Annotated in this window: 15 protein-coding genes; 1 reads left to right on the top strand and 14 read right to left on the bottom strand. The window is 60.8% G+C overall.

From position 1 onward, the window contains the following. Window positions 1-178: 178 nt before the first annotated feature. A complete protein-coding gene (locus I6F37_RS30560; RefSeq protein WP_225128602.1) occupies window positions 179-1,087 on the top strand; it encodes a TauD/TfdA family dioxygenase in 909 nt (302 codons plus the stop codon). Window positions 1,088-1,249: 162 nt separating this feature from the next. Here the strand turns inward: I6F37_RS30560 and I6F37_RS30555 are convergent, their stop codons facing one another. The 14 genes from I6F37_RS30555 to I6F37_RS30490 all read right to left on the bottom strand — a co-directional run bounded on the left by I6F37_RS30555 (window position 1,250) and on the right by I6F37_RS30490 (window position 14,905). Next, window positions 1,250-1,492, bottom strand: coding sequence for a DUF2274 domain-containing protein (locus I6F37_RS30555; protein WP_128931751.1), 243 nt, complete (start codon window positions 1,490-1,492; stop codon window positions 1,250-1,252). A gap of 4 nt (window positions 1,493-1,496) precedes the next feature. After that, window positions 1,497-2,708, bottom strand: a complete 1,212-nt coding sequence (locus I6F37_RS30550) for a TrbI/VirB10 family protein (RefSeq protein WP_225128603.1) — start codon at window positions 2,706-2,708, stop codon at window positions 1,497-1,499. Further along, complete coding sequence (gene trbG / locus I6F37_RS30545; RefSeq protein ID WP_225128604.1) at window positions 2,705-3,736, bottom strand: P-type conjugative transfer protein TrbG; 1,032 nt, start codon at window positions 3,734-3,736, stop codon at window positions 2,705-2,707. The genes I6F37_RS30550 and trbG overlap by 4 nt, the downstream gene beginning before the upstream one ends. Beyond that, complete coding sequence (trbF, locus tag I6F37_RS30540; protein ID WP_225128605.1) at window positions 3,733-4,416, bottom strand: conjugal transfer protein TrbF; 684 nt, start codon at window positions 4,414-4,416, stop codon at window positions 3,733-3,735. Before trbF ends, trbG begins: the two co-directional genes overlap by 4 nt. Before the next feature lie 92 nt (window positions 4,417-4,508). Further along, on the bottom strand, window positions 4,509-5,735 hold the full coding sequence (gene trbL / locus I6F37_RS30535; RefSeq protein ID WP_225128607.1) for a P-type conjugative transfer protein TrbL: 1,227 nt from the start codon (window positions 5,733-5,735) through the stop codon (window positions 4,509-4,511). After that, entirely contained in the window at window positions 5,732-6,103 is a 372-nt protein-coding gene (gene trbK-alt, locus I6F37_RS30530; RefSeq protein WP_225128609.1) for a putative entry exclusion protein TrbK-alt, read from the bottom strand. The genes trbL and trbK-alt overlap by 4 nt, the downstream gene beginning before the upstream one ends. Then, window positions 6,103-6,834 (bottom strand): P-type conjugative transfer protein TrbJ, encoded by a 732-nt coding sequence (trbJ, locus tag I6F37_RS30525; protein WP_225128611.1) that lies wholly within the window; start codon window positions 6,832-6,834, stop codon window positions 6,103-6,105. Before trbJ ends, trbK-alt begins: the two co-directional genes overlap by 1 nt. After that, a complete protein-coding gene (gene trbE, locus I6F37_RS30520; RefSeq protein ID WP_225128613.1) occupies window positions 6,831-9,272 on the bottom strand; it encodes a conjugal transfer protein TrbE in 2,442 nt (813 codons plus the stop codon). The genes trbJ and trbE overlap by 4 nt, the downstream gene beginning before the upstream one ends. 10 nt (window positions 9,273-9,282) lie before the next feature. Next, window positions 9,283-9,546 carry a VirB3 family type IV secretion system protein gene (locus I6F37_RS30515; RefSeq protein WP_225128614.1) on the bottom strand — a complete coding sequence of 88 codons (264 nt, stop codon included), beginning with the start codon at window positions 9,544-9,546 and terminating at the stop codon, window positions 9,283-9,285. Beyond that, window positions 9,546-9,869, bottom strand: a complete 324-nt coding sequence (locus I6F37_RS30510; protein WP_225128615.1) for a TrbC/VirB2 family protein — start codon at window positions 9,867-9,869, stop codon at window positions 9,546-9,548. Before I6F37_RS30510 ends, I6F37_RS30515 begins: the two co-directional genes overlap by 1 nt. Window position 9,870: 1 nt before the next feature. Further along, entirely contained in the window at window positions 9,871-10,785 is a 915-nt protein-coding gene (gene trbB, locus I6F37_RS30505) for a P-type conjugative transfer ATPase TrbB (RefSeq protein WP_225128792.1), read from the bottom strand. Between the two features lie 230 nt (window positions 10,786-11,015). After that, window positions 11,016-12,350, bottom strand: a complete 1,335-nt coding sequence (locus tag I6F37_RS30500) for a nitrate/nitrite transporter (RefSeq protein ID WP_225128616.1) — start codon at window positions 12,348-12,350, stop codon at window positions 11,016-11,018. Window positions 12,351-12,485: 135 nt separating this feature from the next. Further along, the gene (locus I6F37_RS30495; protein ID WP_225128617.1) at window positions 12,486-12,911 is read right to left on the bottom strand and encodes a CopG family transcriptional regulator; all 426 of its coding nucleotides are present in this window, start codon (window positions 12,909-12,911) and stop codon (window positions 12,486-12,488) included. A gap of 5 nt (window positions 12,912-12,916) precedes the next feature. Next, window positions 12,917-14,905: a conjugal transfer protein TraG gene (locus I6F37_RS30490; protein WP_225128618.1), complete on the bottom strand. Its 1,989-nt coding sequence runs from the start codon at window positions 14,903-14,905 to the stop codon at window positions 12,917-12,919. Window positions 14,906-14,923 lie beyond the last annotated feature (18 nt).

The raw sequence follows: 14,923 nt of genomic DNA, 5'->3' as shown, positions 1-14,923 counted from the left end.
GAGTTTTTTCGTCACTCGGTCCAACCATCGGCTCAGTTCGATGACTCGCGCCGAATACCACGATTCGTTCAGTGCCCATTGGCGGTACATGGTCGTCTTTCGCCTGGCACGATGCTTGCTGAAGATCATTCGCTCCGAGAGGCGAGAGAGAGAAACTGCAAGGGCTTACAAAAGCAACATGAGCACAACGGCTTTGATCGGTGGCGTCATTCCGAGCACCGATGTGGTGAAACGAGCAGCGCGCATCGGCGCCGAAATCAAAAATATCAAGCTATCAGGCGATTTACCGGATCACGCGATCGCTGCGATCAACAGCTTATTGCTCAAGCACAAGGTGATCTTCTTCCGTAATCAAGGACATCTCAATGACGCCGAGCAGGAGCGCTTTGCCGCTCGTCTCGGAAAGTTAGTGCCGCATCCGATGCTTGGTGCCACCAAGGGGATGGCGTCGCTCCTCGAACTGGACTCCACTCGCGGCGGCGGTCGCGCAGACGTTTGGCATACGGATGGGACCTTCGCCGACGCCTATCCCAAGATTTTGGTCCTGCGGGCCGTTGTAATGCCAAGGTTCGGAGGCGACACCGTGTGGTCGAACACAGCTGCCGCTTATCTTGATCTGCCGCCGCCTCTACAACGCCTTGCCGACGGCCTATGGGCCGTTCACAGTAACGTTTTCGATTACGCCGGGATCGCGCGTGTCCGCGAGGTCGACAAGAAGCACTTTGACGAGGTGTTCACCAGAACGGCTTTTGAGACCGAGCATCCCGCTGTACGCGTCCACCCCGAGACAGGCGAGCGGACGCTAGTGCTCGGCGCCTTGGTGAAGCACTTTGTTGGGGTCGGCAAATACGACGGACAAAAGTTGTTCGATCTGTTCCAATCTCACATCACCGCGCCCGAAAACACTGTGCGCTGGAACTGGCTAGAGGGCGATATTGCAATATGGGATAACCGCGCAACGCAGCATTACGCGGTAAACGATTACGGGGACCAGCATCGCGTCGTACGGCGGGCCACGGTCGAGGGTGACGTGCCTGTCAGCGTCGATGGCCGGAGCAGTGTAACGCGCTTCAAGGCGACCGAATAACTGCAGTTGGCCCAGCGCCTCGCGTCTGAAAACCGAGAAAACCTGATAATCGGAGTTGTATCCGGCGCGAACACACCTTTCCGACAAGATATCTCGGCTCTTGGCGCCAGCTCGGCAGCGCCTAGAATTAGCATCGACCAACAGTTTCGGAAACCTTGAGCATCACTGTCCTTCGCCAGCGGCCGGTACGTGGCCTTCACGTTTCAGTTTAGAAAATCCTCGATCCGTGGCCATAAAGCGCGCTAACATGGGAGCGATGAGCTTAGTCGGATCGACCACTTGGCCACCCTGACGCGTAAGCGCTTCCGCATATGCAATGAGATCACGATGCACGGCCGCAGGCAGCTCGGTACTCACTTTGACCGGCTTGTCGTCTGGAAGCTCTCCAATTTTGAGTTTTGGCATGTTGTCACCCTCTATAGGGCGTAAGTATGAGGTCACGATTGACAAGAACACGAACCGGGAAGCCAGGTCGTACAGCCAGAGTGGGCTGGATGTTGAGGCTGCGGCGAACGACCTGCTGTCCGGTCTGATTCAGTGAGTCTGAGGCGCCGTGCCGCAATGCCTGGATGATCGCGCTGTCGTTGCTGTTGGTGTCCGAGCCGGCCCCAAGTTCGGTCCCGACCGCCAGAAACGTCGATAGTGCCGCAGCCTTGAACAGCTCACCCCAGTGATTGTCGACCTGGTCTTCGAGGCCTGCATACCCGGCAGCGTCAGCGCCAGGCTGCCGCTCGAGAACGATGGAACGTCCGTTCGGCATAATCAGCCGGGTCCAGACGAGCAGGACACGGGACTGGCCGAAAGTGACCTGGCTATCGTAGATGCCGATCAGACGCGCTCCCTGAGGCACAAGCAGAGAGCGGCCGGTCGGCGTGTCATAGACATTCTCGGTCACCTGCGCCGTGATCTGGCCCGGCAGGTCCGACCGGATTCCGGTGATCAGGGCTCCCGGAATAACCGTCCCAGCCTGCACGATATACGGTGAAGCCGGCTTGGTGACGCGATCAGGGCTTACCGTGCGACGGTCCACAGAAGCGTTCACGAAGGCAAGCTTGCGGTCCTGACCGTTTTGCGCATTTCCGTCGTCGCCGGTGCTCGTCGCGCTCGCAGGCACGACGCGCTCGTTTCCAACCGCCGCAGCGGCGGGCGGACGCACTTCTCGTCCATTCGCCGAAGCGAATAGATGGCTGATGCGGGCTGCTTCGGTCTCTTGATCCCGGCGCTGCTGTTCTGGATCAGCGCCGATCGTCGGCAACTGGCCTTGGGCCGCAAGGATCGGCCGACCGAGGTCCCCGGGAAGGGGCGGACCCAGTTGCGGGATTGGCTGGCGCGGAATGCCAGTGTAGTCCTTCGGCAGCGCCGTAATACCGTCAGCGACATTGTGATGGTCGGTACTGTAAAGCTCATCGGCCGCCTGGTCTCGAGGGCGATTCTTCTGCAGCGACCACAGCACGGCTCCACCGATGACAAGCAGGGCGACCGCGCTCCCTCCCGCCAGTACTTTCCGTGACAACCGTGTCACGCGCGGGTGCTCCGCTCTCAAGCGGAAGCCCCTGGACTGATCCTCTTGTGTCTCAGGCGGAGCCGCTTGCTCCTGATCGTTCATATTCCGAGTGTTCATGACGACGGTCTCCCATCGGTCCTGACAATACGGACCTTCTGCTGGTGCTCGCCGCCAAGCCGCAGTTCGGCGGCAGCAAACAGCCGATCGACGATCAATACGTTGCCGTAAGCGCGGTAGTTGACGAGTTCAGTCTTGCCGTCTGGACCGATGACGAAGAGCGGAGGCATCTCGCCCTGCACGATCCCCGCCGGGAATTCGACATAGACCTTGCGGCCATCGTCATATGCGGCGAGCGGCCGCCAGGGAGGACTGTCCCCTTCGATGGCATAGCGGAAGGTGCGCTGCGCCGGGTCCGGAAGAACAGGCTGCGCGACCGAACGCGATCGTTCCCGTGCAGTTTCTGGATAGTACCAAGCAACAGACGGCATGTATGGCCGTTCGCGGGAGCGGAGCTCAATCAAGTAGGTGCGCCGGTCCGTATTGACCACCAAGTTGGTCTCAATCGAAGCTCGGGTCGGCTTGACCAGGATATGGACCCGCCGTGTGTCGCCGCTCCCGCTTTCGGTATCGCCCACGACCCAGCGTACGGTATCTCCGGCCGCGATCGGTCCTGATCCCGTCAACTGCTCTCCCTCCTCGAGCGCGATATCCGTGATCTGCCCCGGTGCGGCGTAAATCTGATAGAGCGCCCCGGGACTGTAGGCGTAGATTTGCGCTGCGTTGAAATAGCCCCGCTTGCGCGGTTCGACCCGGGCTGCGCTGTTTGCCGTCTCTACGCGGCTCACCGGCTCAGCGTCTTCTTTCGCGCCTAACTTGCCGCCGAGAGCAGGCTTCCAGAGAGGTGGAACGTGAAGCGGTCGCGATCTGTCGTCGAGAGCCACTGGCGCCGCCGGCAGCGGAGGAACATCAGCGTCATAGCTGATCTCCGGCGGAATGTAGGTCGCGCAGCCTCCGAGCGCGGACGAACAAAGCAGGAAAGCGGATAAAAATGCACGCTTCGAGCTCACGAACTCGGGCCAAGCCGAGCCGAGCCTGCTTTGCTGGAGGGAACGTTTCGAATGAACGTCAAACGGCATCTTGGTCACTGGCTCAACTCCTTTGACCAGTTGATGGCGCGGACGTAGACGCCAAGGGGGTTCTTGCGCAGGCGTTCGGCATCGCGGGGTGTCTCGATCACGATCGAGAGAATTGCGGTCCAACGCTCAGTCGCGCTCAACGAGCCGTTGTCGTAGATGCGCTGGGTCCAGGCGACTCGAAAGCTCTCCGAAGACGCGCGAATGACGCTTGAGACGTCCACTGAGATTTGTGCCTTGCCCAGCTTGGCAAAGGGGTCATTGTTGCGCGCATAGTCGTTCAGTGCAGCCGCGCCACGATCCGTCGTAAAATCATAGGCCCGGAGCCAATTCTGGCGCAGAACGATACTGTCTGCCGGCAAACCTCTGACGTCCTCGATGAAGCGCGCCAGATGGTAGGCTATCTGAGCGTCAGTAGGTTGATAGTCGATGTTGGCCGGCGCAACCCTTTGGGCTTGACCGAGATGATCGACCTCAACTACCCAGGGCGTGATCGAGCCTTGGCTCGATTGCCAGACAAGGCTGCCAGCGAGACCGGCAGACAACATCAAACAGCCGAACGCCATCAGGCGCCAGTTCTTAGCTTGCACGCGCGCTGATCCAATGCGTTCGTCCCAAACCTGAGCGGCCTTTTGATAAGGCGTAATCGGCTCGGGCATGCGCCCGTAGTGAACTGTTGGTCGTTTGAACATCGATGGGTGCCCCTGATATCGAGTGATCGGTTTCAAGTGTGCGATAGAAGGATTTGAGGCGCTGCTGTGCGGCGGAGGTGTAGTGGTGCGTCTCAGCGTTCTCCTTCGGACAAATCGACGGAAGAGCCGCTGCCACCATGATCGCCCGAGCGGACGGCGTGGCCAGCAGCCGAGGCACCGTGCTGAATGATCTGAGCACGCTTCATGCGGCGAGCCCAATCAGGCTGCCCGTCGGCCGGAGCGCTCGCGCCCTGGTCGCCCGCTTGGCTACCTCCGAAGGTAGCCGCTGCCCGGCGCAATGGACTCCACGCAGCCGAAGCGCCAGCCTCCGCGACGCCGGCAAGGCCGCCGCTTCGATAGGCGGCTGTTGCTCCGCTTATGACAGCGCCGCCACCGCGCGCGGCGCCTGCAACCGCACCGCCAGCGAGACCGGCACCGCCAGCGGCAAGTCCCGCGCCAGCTGCAACAATGCCGCCAGCAGCAAGGCCTGTTCCAATCGCGGCGCCGGCGCCAAGTTGAGGTCCGCCCGACACTAGGCCGTTTGCGATACCCGGACCGAAGATGCCGAGGCCCAGCAAGGAAAGCGCCGCGAGCACCAGTGTCATCGCGTCTTCGATGGTCGGCTGTGCACCGCCGAAACCTGCGGTGAACTGCGAGAACAGGGTGGAGCCGATGCCGACGATGACGGCCAGGACCAGGATCTTGATGCCGGAAGATATGACGTTGCCCAGAACGCGCTCCGCCGCGAAGGCAGTCTTGCCAAACAAGCCAAAGGGAATGAGCACGAAGCCGGCCAGCGTCGTGAGCTTGAATTCGATCAGGGTGACAAAGAGCTGGATCGCCAGAATGAAGAAGGCGAGCAGCACCACAATCCAGGCGAATAGGAGAACGACGATCTGGACGAAATTCTCGAAGAAGCTGATGTAGCCCATCAGGTTGGAGATCGAATCAAGCAATGGTCGACCGGCATCGAGGCCGACTTGGGCGATCTTTCCCGGTCGCAGGAAATCTGCCGCGGAGAGGCTTGCGCCCGATGCTTTCAGTCCAAGACCGGCGAAACTCTCGAAGACGGTGCGCGCCAAGCTGTTCCAGTTGCCGATCAGGTAGGCAAAGACGCCTACGAAGAGCGTTTTCTTGACGAGGCGCGCGATAATGTCTTCGTCCGGCCCCCAACTCCAGAACAACGCGGCGAGCGTGATGTCGATCGCAGCAAGGGTCGTTGCGAGATATCCGACATCGCTGCCGAGCAGCCCAAAACCGTTGTCAATATATCGCGTGAACGTTTCAAGGAACTGGTCAATGATCCCCGTACCAGTCATGGCTTGCTCGCCTCAGGCATCGCCGGTCCCGGATAACCTTGCGGGATCCGGCTCTGATCCTTTCGGGCGGACGCCAAGCCTGCGGTGGAATCGTCTTGGCCAGGATCTGCGGGAACGTTCTTCCTGCCCAAGAAGCGGCGCCGGTTTTCGGCCCAAATCTGCTGGCAATGCCGATAACCTGCTGTTTCCTCAGCAGTGACGCTGCGGCAGCGTGCGAGATCAGGGTTGGCTCCATCTGTCGTCCGCTCCGTCTTCGGCAGCGCGGGCGACTCGTCACTACCGCGAAGCTGAATCGTGCAGGCTGTGACCACCAAAACGCCGATTGTCGTCAGCAGCGACAACGCCTTGAATGCCCGAATGTCCGTCATCAGTGGAACATCTGCACGCTGGATGATTGATAACCCTGCCCTGGCGTAAGAAACCGTCGAAGCTGCTCGCGGCCCTGGTCCTGGGCCGAGGCGCGTTGCGCTGCTTCAAGGCTTTGCGCCCTGCCCTGCGCCGTCACGACAGCGGTGAGGTCGGCGAGCTGCTGCGCGTTAAGCGCGAGAATCTGGTTACCAGCTTGTGTTGCCTGCAGAGCGCCGCTTGCGCCCTGGCTAGACATGACGAGCGCGGAGGTCTGGACACGGTTGGTGTCGAGATTGCCAACGATGCCGGCCTGGACGCGAAGCGCGTCTTGCGTTGCGGCATAGGAATTCTGCCAACGCGATTGAGCATTGGAGATCAGTAACTGGTTCGATTGGCTGCTGGTCGCTGGCGCGTAGCTGGTCGAGAACGCGCGATCGATCTGATCGACGTCGTAGGCGATCCGCTGGGCCTGGGCCAGCAATTGCTGGGTCCGCTGGATCGAGGATTGCAGTTGGCGCAGGGATGAATACGGCAGGTTTGCCAGATTCTTTGCCTGATTGATCAGCATCTGCGCCTCGTTCTGCAACGAGGTGATCTGGTTGTTGATCTGCTGCAGCTCACGGGCGGCAGTCAGGACGCTCTGGACGTAGTTGTTGGGATCGAAGACGATCCACTGCGCCCGCGCGGGCACCCTGAGGTCGAGCATCAGCGCGACCATGCCAGCGGCCGCCAATAGGCCAAGACGCCTCATAGCGATTTCTCCAGATTGACGAGGTTGGGGATCAGGTCGAGGGCCCAGGCGACGCCACGGTGCTGTAGCCAGGCCGGCACGAAGCCGTCAGGTCCATGTTCGGCGAGGAGTTGCGAGATGGCTGCCTGGTCTGTCTTGGAAGAGGCTGCGGTAAAGGCCAGAGCGACCTCGCCAAGGCCAAGTTCGAACATCCGGTTGCCGCGGCGAGATTGGCAGTAGTAGTCGCGCTTGGGCGTAGCGCGGCTCAGAAGCTCGATCTGGCGGTCATTGAGGCCAAAGCGGCGATAGATCGCTGTGATTTGCGGCTCGATCGCCCGCTCGTTCGGCAGCAACAGCCGCGTTGGGCAGCTTTCGATGATCGCCGGCGCGATTGCGGACCCGTCAATATCCGAAAGCGATTGGGTGGCAAAGATAACGGACGCATTCTTCTTGCGAAGCGTCTTCAGCCATTCCCGGAGCTGGCCGGCAAAATCTTCGTCATCGAGGGCAAGCCAGCCTTCATCGACAATAAGTAGTGTAGGCCGACCGTCGAGGCGGTCCCCGATGCGATGGAAGAGATACGCCAGCACGGTCGGCGCAGCACTCGTTCCGATCAAGCCTTCGGTCTCAAACGCCTGGACCGACGCCTCGCCGAGATCTTCGAATTCGGCATCGAGCAAGCGCCCGGAAGCTCCGCCCAGGCAGTATGGTTGCAGGGCGCGCTTCAGGGAGTTCAATTGAAGAAGGACTGACAGGCCCGTGAGGGTGCGTTCCTCCCTCGGCGCCGAAGCGAGAGATGTTAGCGCCGACCACAGATGATCCTTGACCTCAGGGGTGATCTCGATCTTTTCCCGTGCCAGGATCGCGCCGATCCATTCCGTCGCCCACCCTCGCTCGGAAGGATCATCGATCCAGGCCAAAGGTTGCAGCGCGACTGGGTTTTCGTCCCCGTCAGACAATGCACCGCCGAGATCATGCCAGTCGCCACCCATGGCGATCGCGGCCGCCCGGATCGAACCGCCGAAATCGAAGGCAAAGACCTGCGAATTCGGGTAACGACGGAACTGTAGCGCCATCAGGGCCAGCAGGACCGACTTGCCGGCTCCAGTCGGTCCCACTACTAGCGTATGGCCGACATCGCCGACGTGGAGCGAGAACCGGAAGGGCGTCGATCCCTCGGTCTTGCCGAACAGAAGCGGCGGACCCTTGAAGTGCAGATCCCTCGCCTCGCCGGCCCAAACAGCCGACATCGGAATCATATGGGCGAGGTTGAGGGTCGAAATCGGAGGCTGCCGCACATTGGCGTAGACGTGCCCGGGCAGACTGCCGAGCCAGGCTTCGACGGCGTTCACGGTCTCGATTATGCAGGTGAAATCACGGCCCTGTATGACCTTCTCGACCAGCCTCAGCTTTTCATCGGCAGTGTTGGGATCGCGGTCCCAGACAGTGATGGTCGCCGTAACAAAGGCTTGTCCGATCTGATCCGACCCCAGTTCCTGCAACGCTGCGTCGGCATCAAGCGCCTTGTTGTGGGCGTCGGTATCGAGCAGCGTCGACGCCTCGTTCGTCATGACCTCCTTGAGAATGGCGCCAATCGACTTTCGTTTGGCAAACCACTGCCGCCGAATCTTGGTCAGCAGTTTGGTGGCGTCGGTCTTGTCGAGCATGATTGCGCGCGTCGACCAACGATACGAGAATGCCAGACGATTCAGATCGTCCAGGATACCCGGGGTCGTCGCACCCGGAAAGCCGACAATCGTCAAGACCCGAATATTGGCTGAGCCCAACATCGGCTCTAGCCCGCCGGTCAGCGGCTGGTCGGACAACAGCGCGTCGATGTACATCGGAATTTCAGGCACGCGAACGCGGTGACGCTTGGTCGAGATCGTCGAGTGCAGGTAGGTCAGCGTGTCCTGATCATCGAGCCACGCGCATTCCGGCATAAATCCTTCAACGAGCTGCAGCACACGGTTGGTTTGGTCGATAAATCCGCGGAGCACCTCGCGGGCGTCTGCTCCCACAGTCCGATCGCGTCCCTCATAGAGCAGGCGCTCTGCCCTGGCGGCTCCCTCCTCGGGTGGCAGATAGAGGAAGGTCAAGAAGTAGCTGGACTCGTAGTGGGCACTCGCCTCTTCGAACTGAGCCCTTCGTTCCGCATCGACCAGCGCTGACGCGATGTCGGGAAAGACGTTAGGCGGGTACGCCCCCGCAAAGTGACGCTGCGCCTCAACGAACACGGCGCAGCCCGATCCCAGGCGACGCACGGCGTTGTTCAGACGGCTGGCGACGGCTACAAGCTCAGCCGGCACCGCGCTGTCGAGGTCAGGCCCCCGGAACTTTGCTGTCCGTTGGAACGAGCCGTCCTTGTTCAGGATGATTCCCTCGTCGACGAGGGCTGCCCAGGGCAGGAAGTCGGCGAGGCGCGCGCTGGAATGACGATATTCGGCAAGGTTCAACATGACCGATAACTCAAAGATTGAGATGACTGGGAATGCGCAGATGTCGGCGCACCACATCGACGAATGCGGGGTCGCGCTTGGCGGCCCAGACGGCGGCCATGTGGCCGATGAACCAGAGGACAAGTCCCGCGATCCACAGCCGAAGTCCGAGCCCAAGGGCTGCCGCAAGCGTGCCGTTCACGATTGCAACTGATCGCGGCGCGCCGCCCATCAGGATTGGCTCAGTGAGCGCGCGGTGAACGGGCACGGCAAAGCCTGTGAGGGGTTCATCCATCAGATAACCACGCCGCCGCCGAAGGAGAAGAACGAAAGGAAGAAGCTCGAGGCGGCAAACGCGATCGACAGACCGAACACGATCTGAATCAACCTGCGGAAACCACCCGACGAGTCCCCAAACGCGAGCGTGAGACCGGTCACCACGATGATGATGACGGCGATGATCTTGGCGACCGGTCCCTCGACCGACTGCAAGATCTGGTTGAGTGGCTGCTCCCAGGGCATGTTCGAGCCAGCCGCCCATGCTGGCTGAACTGCCAAGACCACCGTGCCGAAGGCGGCCAACGATGCACCTCGAAGAAAGCGAAATTGCTGACGCATGTCAGTCTCCTGCTGATGAAAGGTCGTAGTCGCCGGCGGCCCCTAGCCCGGTGACGAGGGCAAGCTCGGCGAGGCGACGGCCGGCGCCGCGCCCCGCCAGCACGGCGATAACGTTGATGGTCTCGGCGATCAGGGCCCGCGGAACCGTGATGACGGCTTCCTGGATGAGCTGCTCGAGCCGCCGCAGTGCGCCGAGCGCGGTGCCCGCATGAATAGTGCCGATGCCACCGGGATGACCGGTGCCCCAGGCCTTGAGCAGATCGAGTGCTTCCGCACCGCGGACCTCGCCAACCGGAATACGATCAGGACGCAGTCGCAGCGAGGACCGAACGAGATCGGATAGCGTAGCCACGCCATCTTTGGTCCGCAGCGCCACGAGATTGGGCGCTTTGCATTGGAGTTCGCGCGTGTCTTCGATCAGAACGACCCGATCGGCGCTCTTTGCTACCTCGGCCAAGAGGGCATTCGTCAGCGTTGTCTTGCCGGTCGATGTCCCACCGGCGACGAGGATGTTCTTCCTTGCGTCGACCGCGCCTCTCAGGATCTTGGCCTGCTCCGAGGTCATGATCCCCCTGGCGACGTAGTCGTCAAGCGTAAACACGGCGACGGCGGGCTTGCGGATAGCAAAGGCCGGTGCTGCAACGACCGGAGGCAAGAGACCTTCGAAGCGCTCGCCGGTCCCTGGCAATTCGGCCGAGACCCGTGGCGAACCGGCATGCACCTCGGCACCCACGTGATGCGCTACCAGGCGAACAATGCGTTCGCCATCCGCCGCGGACAGAGTTTCGCCTGTGTCGATCAGACCATCCGACAACCGATCGATCCACAGCCGCCCATCTGGGTTGAGCATCACCTCGACGATCGCTTCGTCTTCGAGGTAGCCGGCAATCGCGGAGCCAAGCGCGCTACGCAGCATTCGCGCACCGCGTGAGCTCGCTTCGGATTGAATGGAATGGATTGCCACTGTTCGCCCCCACCGAATGAGAGCGTCCTCAGACTCCCTCATATGGGGAGGATTAGAAAAGGCACCAATGGACTTGGCGCAACAAGCGCTTTCGGTGATCGTAGGCTGGCGTAGAAAAAGAAAGACTGAGAAACCGATATTTGACGGCTACTTAATCTTATCCGCTCGCCGCGAATTGCTGCTCACCACTCCGCATCATCATCCGCTGGCAGGAGGATGACCGAGTCCTCATAGAGCCGAACTGTCTCGACAGCGTAGGAAACATCGGTCGGCTCGAAGAAGACGATTGAACTTATCCATGAAGCGACGGATCGGCGCCAAGGCAGCGCGAACCAGACCAACGCTGCGATCTGCAGTGCTATGTAGAGACCGAACGCGACTTGATAAGCTTGGACGGGCCTACGGCCATCATTCGCAGACCATTGCTCCAGGATAAGACCTGTCGCGTATTGTGCCAGAAAGGCCCAACCAAAGTGCAAAACGTTCAAGGCGCCGTTCGCACGACCGGCAAGCTCCGGCGGAAAGTAATCCAGTATCACCGCGAAGCTCACCACGGTTGCCGTTCCGACAATTGCGACAACGGACCAGGGCAAGACGGATGGCAGAGGCGCTCGCAAGATCAAAGCAAACTCAGCTGCGATAAATAGCGCTGCAACCAGCGCCAATACTGTTTCCGCCCCAATTCCCCTTCGTTTGATGCAATGGACCGTCATACCGAATAACCAAGCGCCACCGCTAAGTACGATCGACATCATGAAAAGCTGTCTGACGAGACTTGCGCGATCAAGCCCCTCCACGTCGGCCAGCCATAGCGATGCCCACAATCCCTGCAGGGACCAGGCCGATCCAATGCAAGTCGCCGACAACGGGGCCATTCGCCAAAAGCGGCAATCGCCGAAAACGGAGCTAAGGGTCGCGGGGGTTGACGCCATAGACGAGACAATGCCTCGTTCGGGTACCACGACATAGATGAGAGCGGCCGTCACACCGGTGGCCGCCGCCAAGACCTCAAAGAGTTGCCGCCAGCCCATCCAAGCCAGCAGATGTTCGACGGGAGCCGTAGCGGTCACCGCTCCTAGCGAGCCCAGCATGACCATATAGCCGTTCAGCAAGGCAACGCGTTCCCTGGGGAACCAAAGGATCATGGATTTCAGTCCAGCCGTCAGCGCCGCCGCGAGGCCGAGCCCGATCATTGCACGTGCGATCAAAAGTGACAGGAAGCCGGTCGATACCGCAAACAGCCAAGCGCCCACTGCTGCGAGCAAGAGCAAAACACTCTGTACGCGGCGAGGACCAAAGCGGTCCAACGATATGCCGACGGGGATCTGGGCCGCCGCGAAAACAAGGAAATAGACCGACGTAAGCAACCCGAGGTCGGCAGTCCCAAGCCCGGTATCCGAGCTGAGACGACTGGCGATCAAAGCGTTGATCGTACGATACAGATACGAAAGATAGTATCCGACCGCAAACGGGAGAAATACGCGCGCGGTGAGGCGCCATGCCCCGGAAATCTGCATGCTGGCCCCTCTTGCTGTCAGCTGGTGCAAGCCGATAGCGTGACCAGCTTTTCGTCAGTTCAGCTAAATCACTGCGGGCGTAAGTTAGCGAACAAAAAGAAGGGAACGGCGAAACGGTCTTTCTCCATGATTCAATTAAGCTTCTTCGACCGGTTCCTGACGGCGAATATCTTCCGGAATCTCGCGCAGAAAGCTTTGCCCCTTTTGCAAACGGCGCCCTAGCGCCTCGACAAATCCTTCAAAGCGCTCCCTTCCCTTTACTTGCGCGGCCGCCTGCGCGTCGTTGGGCAACGGTGGCGTGATCGTCAGCCAGAAACGGATGAAGAGAGCCAAGGTCTCAGCCGCCAAACCAACGTCACGCTCGAGCCTCTGCATCTGACGCGACAACCGATCCAGGCGCCGGGTAAACGCCGCCTCCCGTCTGTCCGCGCCGTCCGGTGACAAAAATGAAGCGACAGCCGCTTCTACGATCGCGGACCTGGAAAGCTTCTTGCGATCGGCGAGTTCCGAGATCTGTTTCAGAAGCTCTGGCGGAAAATAGACGTTCATCCGGTCGCGCATACTGCTCAGAGCTCCATACCGTCATTAGGGTCCATGGCGACTTGACGGGCGACACCACGGAGCTGTTGGCGTATAACCCGGGACTGCCGGACCGTGTCCTCGTCATCATCAAGAACGGCGGCGAATTCCTCTGCCGGCGTTAGTTCGGTCGTCTCCTTGGCGATCGCGACGTGATCGGGGAGTTCGGGCTCACGACGGAGCCCGCTGTTTGCTGTGTCTTCCTCGGCCTCCGCAGCTTTGGCAGTTGGACCTCCAGTTGGTTTCAGCACTTGGAGCGCTGACCATCCGTCCGTTCGCGATGATCGGCCGGCTGTCCCAGGACCGGGCGGCGGCAGAACCCGCTCGGTGAATCGCCGATCCTCGTAGTAGCGGACCTTGTTCGCCCGGATCGGCGCCGTCCCTGCCACCATGACGATCTCGTCTGCCGGCGGAAGCTGCATGACTTCGCCTGGGGTCAGCAGCGGCCTCGCAGTTTCCTGCCGTGAGACCATCAGGTGCCCAAGCCATGGGTTCAACCTGTGCCCGGCGTAGTTCTTCATCGCGCGCATCTCGGTCGCCGTGCCTAGCGCGTCGGAGACCCGCTTGGCGGTCCGCTCATCATTAGTCGCGAAGCTGACCCGGACGTGGCAGTTATCGAGGATCGCGTTGTTAGGCCCGTAGGCCTTCTCAATTTGATTGAGCGACTGCGCAATCAAGAAACTCTTGATGCCGTATCCCGCCATGAAGGCGAGCGCGGACTCGAAAAAATCAAGCCGACCGAGTGCCGGGAACTCGTCAAGCATCATCAGGACTCGATGCCGGCGGTCGCGGGCGTGCAAATCTTCGGTCAGGCGCCGGCCGATCTGGTTCAGCACCAGGCGGATCAGCGGCTTGGTCCGCGAGATATCGGAGGGCGGCACCACGAGATAAAGCGTCGTGGGACGGCTATCTGCGATCAGATCGGCAATCCGCCAATCGCAGCGGCGGGTTGCTTGGGCCACGACAGGATCGCGGTACAGCCCGAGAAACGACATCGCGGTGGATAGGACGCCAGAACGTTCATTCTCCGACTTGTTGAGCAGCTCGCGCGCGGTCGAGGCGACCACTGGATGCGCACCCTGCTCGCCAAGGTGCGTCGTGGTCATCATGGCCTTCAACGTTGCCTCGATCGGCCGCTTCGGGTCGGACAGAAAGGAGGCGACGCCGGCTAGGGTCTTGTCCACCTCCGCGTAGAGAACATGGAGGATGGCGCCGACCAGGAGCGAATGGCTCGTCTTCTCCCAATGGTTCCGCTTGTCGAGCGATCCTTCGGGGTCTACGAGAACGTCGGCCACGTTCTGGACATCGCGAACTTCCCATTCGCCGCGCCGGACCTCGAGCAGCGGATTGTAGGCTGAGGACTTTGGGTTGGTGGGGTCGAACAGTAGGACGCGGCCATGTCGCGAGCGAAAGCCGGCCGTCAGTTGCCAGTTCTCACCTTTGATGTCGTGCACGATGGCCGAGCCCGGCCAGGCCAGCAACGAGGGAACGACTAGGCCAACACCCTTACCGGACCGAGTGGGCGCAAAACACAAGACGTGCTCCGGTCCGTCGTGGCGGAGGTAGTGCCGGTCGAGCTTGCCGAGCACCACACCATCCTGACCGAGAAGTCCGGCCGCTCGAACCTCATCCAGACCAGCCCAGCGCGCCGAACCATAGGTCTCGACATTCTTGGCTTCACGCGCGCGCCACACCGACATGCCGATCGCCACCGCGATCGAAACAAAGGTTCCCGACGCCGCGATGAAGGCACCCTCGAGAAAGATTTGTGGCGCGTAGGCATCGTAAACGAACCACCACCAGAAGAACACTGGCGGGTAGTAAATCTTGAAGCCCCACAGTTCGAACCAGGGCCGCCCAAGCTCCGGTTGCCAGGCGAGCCGCCAGGCCGTCCACTCGGTTGCTCCCCAGATGGCCAGCAAGACGATCAGGCCGACAACGATCACCTGTCCCCAGAGGATTTTGGTTCCGGACATCCCGAACGCCCTTCCGCA

The organism is Bradyrhizobium sp. NBAIM08, assembly GCF_020193935.1.
Classification (GTDB): domain Bacteria; phylum Pseudomonadota; class Alphaproteobacteria; order Rhizobiales; family Xanthobacteraceae; genus Bradyrhizobium; species Bradyrhizobium yuanmingense.
Note: the sequence above shows the minus strand (reverse complement) of the source record. Positions and strands in the feature narration are given on the sequence as shown.